This window comes from Desulfosarcina sp., assembly GCF_041551955.1.
Taxonomy (GTDB): domain Bacteria; phylum Desulfobacterota; class Desulfobacteria; order Desulfobacterales; family Desulfosarcinaceae; genus Desulfosarcina.
This window is the reverse complement of sequence record NZ_JBFELV010000394.1, coordinates 1-4,912: the sequence shown is the minus strand read 5'-3', so window position 1 is coordinate 4,912 and position 4,912 is coordinate 1. Positions and strand designations below refer to the sequence as shown.

Annotated in this window: 5 protein-coding genes; 4 read left to right on the top strand and 1 reads right to left on the bottom strand. The window is 52.5% G+C overall.

Going from position 1 to position 4,912, the window contains the following annotated elements:
* The first annotated feature begins 309 nt into the window (after nt 1-309).
* The 3 genes from ABYV26_RS20930 (at nt 310) to ABYV26_RS20920 (ending at nt 2,716) form a co-directional block, all read left to right on the top strand.
* Nucleotides 310-567: a histidine kinase dimerization/phospho-acceptor domain-containing protein gene (locus ABYV26_RS20930; RefSeq protein WP_372683301.1), complete on the top strand. Its 258-nt coding sequence runs from the start codon at nt 310-312 to the stop codon at nt 565-567.
* Nucleotides 568-597: 30 nt separating this feature from the next.
* On the top strand, nt 598-1,923 hold the full coding sequence (locus ABYV26_RS20925) for an OFA family MFS transporter (protein WP_372683300.1): 1,326 nt from the start codon (nt 598-600) through the stop codon (nt 1,921-1,923).
* Nucleotides 1,924-2,518: 595 nt separating this feature from the next.
* Nucleotides 2,519-2,716: a hypothetical protein gene (locus ABYV26_RS20920; RefSeq protein ID WP_372683299.1), complete on the top strand. Its 198-nt coding sequence runs from the start codon at nt 2,519-2,521 to the stop codon at nt 2,714-2,716.
* On the opposite strand, the gene ABYV26_RS20915 is transcribed toward ABYV26_RS20920, so the two are convergent.
* On the bottom strand, nt 2,713-3,873 hold the full coding sequence (locus ABYV26_RS20915) for a hypothetical protein (RefSeq protein WP_372683298.1): 1,161 nt from the start codon (nt 3,871-3,873) through the stop codon (nt 2,713-2,715). The two genes, ABYV26_RS20920 and ABYV26_RS20915, sit on opposite strands and share 4 nt — an antisense overlap.
* A 397-nt stretch (nt 3,874-4,270) precedes the next feature.
* Between ABYV26_RS20915 and ABYV26_RS20910 the strand changes: the two genes are divergently transcribed.
* Nucleotides 4,271-4,552, top strand: a complete 282-nt coding sequence (locus tag ABYV26_RS20910; protein ID WP_372683297.1) for a DUF5818 domain-containing protein — start codon at nt 4,271-4,273, stop codon at nt 4,550-4,552.
* Nucleotides 4,553-4,912 lie beyond the last annotated feature (360 nt).

Below are 4,912 nucleotides of genomic sequence, written 5' to 3'. Positions count from 1 at the left end.
CACAACCTTTGTTGTAAATACAATTTTTGTTGTATTCGCCCACCCCTCTCCCACTTTCCACCGGTATCAGCGGCATGCCACCTATCTCTTGGGGCATGGATGCCAAGACCCACAACCTAAGTTGTGAGCTTCTTCACCCCGACCAATTCTAACTTTTTAAAAAATTATATAAAAATCAATTGGTTAAAAAGATTTTCAGCGATGGCACGAACCTTGTTAAGGTATAAGATGAAGCCCATTCAATTCATTCAAAAAATTCAATGAATGGCGTTCATTAACCCACAGGTCAAGGATGGAGAGGCGGGTCATATGATTTCCCGAGCAACGATGCTGCTTTGCAAAACCGAGATGGTCGGCCATGAGTTCGTCAATTCACTGGCGTCCGTCCGGTCCCTGTCCGAGTTGCTGGTTGACTATCCCGGGCTGAATGCCTGCGACCGAACCCAATGTTTGAATATCATTCGAGAAGAAACGGAGCGGTTGATCCGGCTGATGGAGCAACTGAACCTGGCGTCCAACACCGGTGGGTCCTTATGCCCCCCCGACAATCTGACAACGATTGGTTGAGGTTTAATTAACTTTTTTACGGAGAAAGCCATGAACGAGATTAAGAACAGAGGCTGGAGCGTAACCATGGCCGGGTTGGGGATCAACCTGGCACTGGGTATCCTTTACACCTGGAGCATATTCAAGCAAGCCATCAAGGAGTCGGTAATGGCCAAAGACGGGGTGTTCGACTGGGATATTGCCTCGCTAAACGATCCATATGCCGTTTGTTGCCTGATGTTCACGGTGGCCATGGTCTTTGCCGGTCGGATTCAGGACAAACTCAGCCCACGCGTGACCGCTGTGATCGGCGGGCTTCTCACCGGTGCCGGGCTGATCGTCATCTCCCAGTCCAACGCCCTTTCCGCCTGGATCCTGGGCTTCGGCGTCCTAACCGGTCTGGGGCTCGGATTCGGGTATGCGTCGGCCACGCCGCCGGCCATTAAATGGTTTCCTGCCTCCAAAACAGGCATGATCGCCGGCATCGTCGTTGCCGGGTTCGGCCTGGCCTCCGTATACATCGCCCCGTTGGCCAATTTTCTAATCGCCAAATTCGGTCTCAGCCAGTCGATGCTTATATTCGGTGTCGCTTTCATGGCCGTGGTGTGCATCTTGTCCATGTTCCTGGTCAACCCCCCCCAAGGGTATGTGCCCGCAAACGCGGCGTCCACGAACAAGGGCGCTGTCGCGCCGCCTCCACCGGTCAATTATTATCCGATGCAAATGCTTAAAACCGCTGCATTTTACAAATTATGGGTCATGTATTTCATCGGTGCCGGTGCAGCGCTGATTATCATCGGCGGCGTCGCCGGCATGGCCAAAAAGAGCATGGGTGACCTGGCCTGGGTCGTCGTGGCGCTGATGGCCGTCGGCAATGCTGGCGGGCGGATCGTGGCCGGGGTGGTATCCGACAAGATCGGCCGCACCAGAACCCTGCTTATCACGATGAGCCTGCAGTCCGCGGTCATCTTTTCCCTGTTGTTCATCGGTGAATCCGAAGCCATCCTGCTGATGGCCGCTGCTACCATGGTGGGGTTCAATTACGGCACCAACCTCTCCTTGTTTCCATCGGCCACCAAAGACTACTTTGGTCTTAAAAATTTTGGCATTAACTATGGGTTGGTCTTTTCGGCCTGGGGAATCGCCGGCTTCATCTTCCCCCGCGTATCGCAGATGATCGTGGCCAGTACCGGTTCACCGCAAACCGCCTACATCATGTGCAGCGTCCTTTTGTTAGTCAGCGCCCTGATGTCGCTGATGACCAAAGCGCCTGAGGAATCAACCCAGAGACCCTCGATTTGGGGTCAGTTCAAGGAGCAACTTGCCTTCGCGCGGGCCCAACCCGTCGACGTCTATATGGGCGCCCGGCATATTTGATGATTCGGTGATGGGTCCATCGGCCTGAAGGCAAGGCTGTTCGACCAGAAAAAAAATGAGCGCGAGGAGATCGCTCCAGTTTCCTGCCGGCTGGGCGATCTTCCTTTTTTCCGGGGTCAGGTTATCCACAAGCGATGAGAAATAGCGGTAGGAACAGCAACAGCGCCACCACTTCATACCACCATACGAACGCCTGTTTATCCGCTATATCGATGTCGCCAGACACATGCACTCAACCGGCAAAGGATGGTGCGTCTAATCGACGCATGCGCCCGTGACACTTAATACAATAATGTCATAAATATGTTTAGAATAATTCAATCCTGTAACATTTGTCTGATTTGCCACTGTGTGGAGACAACCCTAACATTCTTAAAATAAACAACAATTTTACAATAGGACGCTTTATTTTCATTCGGCCTTAATTTTGCTTTGATTGAAATCAGGCAGCAAGGCAGCGGCAGCGCTTCCTGCTTGCTGTCCTACGCAGGGGTAGTTTACCAAGCGTTTATTATCCAACCGGTGCCGCATTAACAATCCCGTTGACCGGCATTATATCAGCGTTCAACAAACCAGAAGTCGAAGGAGGGTTGTCATGGAAGGCAATGTCGAAAAGAGGCCCTTGACCACTGGCGATGAAGCGGTTTTTTCGGGCTGCTGCAGCCAGTGCGGTGGTGTCATTCACACGGGAAGGGAATTGGTGTTGGATGACCAGCAGATTCTGTGTGAAGGATGCTACCGCTTCATGGTCAATCCGGATACCGGGGGTGATATCCCATCAAAATGGTTCTAACCCCCGATCGAAGAATGGTCTGACCCTCCCTGTGGATTCCTCGCCAAGTCTGCATCCTGTTGCCGGAACAGCTGATCCTTGAACATGGAGGGGCTTTGCATATACAGCGCAAAGGCCTCTTGGAATCCGAGGTTGTCTACCAGTTGTATACCCCTGTCCCGATGCCGGTACTGATGAAGGGATGGCACTGCCGGCCGCACTTCCCCGGCGAGGGAAACCGGAGTGACCATGTGGTGTTGGTTGCAATATCGCTCGAGTACACGGTTTACCAATCCGCCCACCACCGCCTCTTCCACGGCCATCCACGCTTCGGCCAGACGCTGGGCGGCAAATAGGTTCTGCGGCGGATGGTGCTTCATGGATGCCGCAATTTCACGGTCCGTTGCCTTTCCCAGTTGATAGTGCAGGGTTTCTTCAACCGGTATCGACATGAGGGTGTAAAGGTTCTCGGTGTTGTTTTGCCAAATCGTATAGGATTTTCGTGACAATTCGAACTGCCCTGAGGCTATCGATCGGATCTCCAGGTCCACCGCGCCCAGGTGGTTGGAGAATATGGCGCCGGAGGCTTTGTACTTAACGCTTCGACCGGATTCTGCGGTCAACCGGCAGACGGCCCGATAATCTTTTGCCAGGCGATGAACCAGGAAAGCCGATATCCCGCTCTGCGACAGCGGCGGGTAGCTCTCTTTCGGGCTGGAAATGGCCGCATAGCAGTTGTCCATCTCGTTCATCTCAAAGAGATACGCGGTAATGTCCTGGCAATAGCGGTGGTAAGCATCCGCATGATCTTCTTGCAACTGAGGGACGAACATCAGGCGGACCTGGATGTCTTCCACCGACAGTCTGACCTTTTTTTCGAACCCGATTTTTTTCCTGACCAGATCCAACATCTCCTTGCGCTGACCCAACTGGCGTTGGATGTGCTGCGCCACCTCGGGGTCCGGATCAGCGACAAAATCCCGAAATACCAACATCGGGCCTTCCCGTTCGGCCATATGGGGAATGGTCGAGACCAATTCAAGGTCGTCCTGCAGGGCTGAAGAAGCAACCTGAACCGGCGCAAGCACCCAGCCGGCGAGCCCTAAGATGCCCAGACGCATCGCCTGACGCCGCGTCAAGCCCCCGTTTTCCATCAATGGTGTATTCAGCTGATTCATGATTGCGCTATCGGCATTTTTTAGGATCCCTTAATCACGATTCGCTCGCATCAACGGACAAAAGGTCTTTTTTTCCAAATTAATCCTTCATTATTCATGACCATGTGAGATCAGCAGGGTGCCGGCGCCCTGTGGCTGGGTAATTTTTGGGATTTCGGGCGCAAAAAATGAAACGGGGTGGAACCAGACGGGCATAGCAAATGGTTTAATAGTTCATATAAAACAAATGGTTATTTGATTGGCATATCCATTGCTGTAAGTTTGGGAACCATACACCGTCGGTCGGTTCCGAGATGCTGACGATTCAGCATGGGTGTATTGAAAATAGGGGTAGGCGACCCCGCCTACCCTGGGCAAAAGAGGGGCCAACTGAAAAAAATGGAGGGAGGGAGTAGCCATGAAATCATTCAAGAATAAGATAGCTGCTGGCGTGGTTGCCGCCGTGTTCATGGTGGTGGCCACTGCCGGCCTGGCCTTGGCGGATGACAGTATCACCGGCACCATTGCGGAAAAAGGCGATCTCATCGTGCTCGACGCTGCTGACGGCAGCTACATTCTCGAAGGCAATGATCTGGTAATCGAAATGGTCGGCAAAAAAGTGAAGGTTACCGGAACCGTTGCTGAAAAGGAAAACATGAGAGTAATCAAGGTGGTTACCATGGAGGAGGTAACGGAATAAAGGCTCCAGAACCAACGCACAGCCCTGAGGACAAAGAACCTCGAGGCAGCTGATTGAATGCAGTCACCTGCACCCGGGAAGGGCCCCGACCGGATGCGGAATTATGAGAATCAAAGAATATGATCAGGGAAGGTTGCTGAAAAGCGGCTTTCCCTGATTTTATTTTTGCTGACCGCATTGCCCCGTCCTTGCAAGTGCGGTCTTCTGAGTTACCTTTTCTTTGTAGACAAGGTTAAAAAAGGGGAGGCTAAGCATGCCCAATGCAATATTCTCCATAGATCCACCTGCCAATGAACCGGTTCTTGAATACCGACCCGGCAGCCGTGAGCGCGAGCGCATTAAAGATGAATTGCAGCGGCT

Coding starts and splice junctions, on each gene's coding strand:
- ABYV26_RS20925 (WP_372683300.1), top strand. CDS start 598: ATGAACGAGATTAAGAACAGAGGCTGGAGCGTAACCATGGCCGGGTTG.
- ABYV26_RS20915 (WP_372683298.1), bottom strand. CDS start 3,873: ATGAATCAGCTGAATACACCATTGATGGAAAACGGGGGCTTGACGCGG.
- ABYV26_RS20920 (WP_372683299.1), top strand. CDS start 2,519: ATGGAAGGCAATGTCGAAAAGAGGCCCTTGACCACTGGCGATGAAGCG.
- ABYV26_RS20910 (WP_372683297.1), top strand. CDS start 4,271: ATGAAATCATTCAAGAATAAGATAGCTGCTGGCGTGGTTGCCGCCGTG.
- ABYV26_RS20930 (WP_372683301.1), top strand. CDS start 310: ATGATTTCCCGAGCAACGATGCTGCTTTGCAAAACCGAGATGGTCGGC.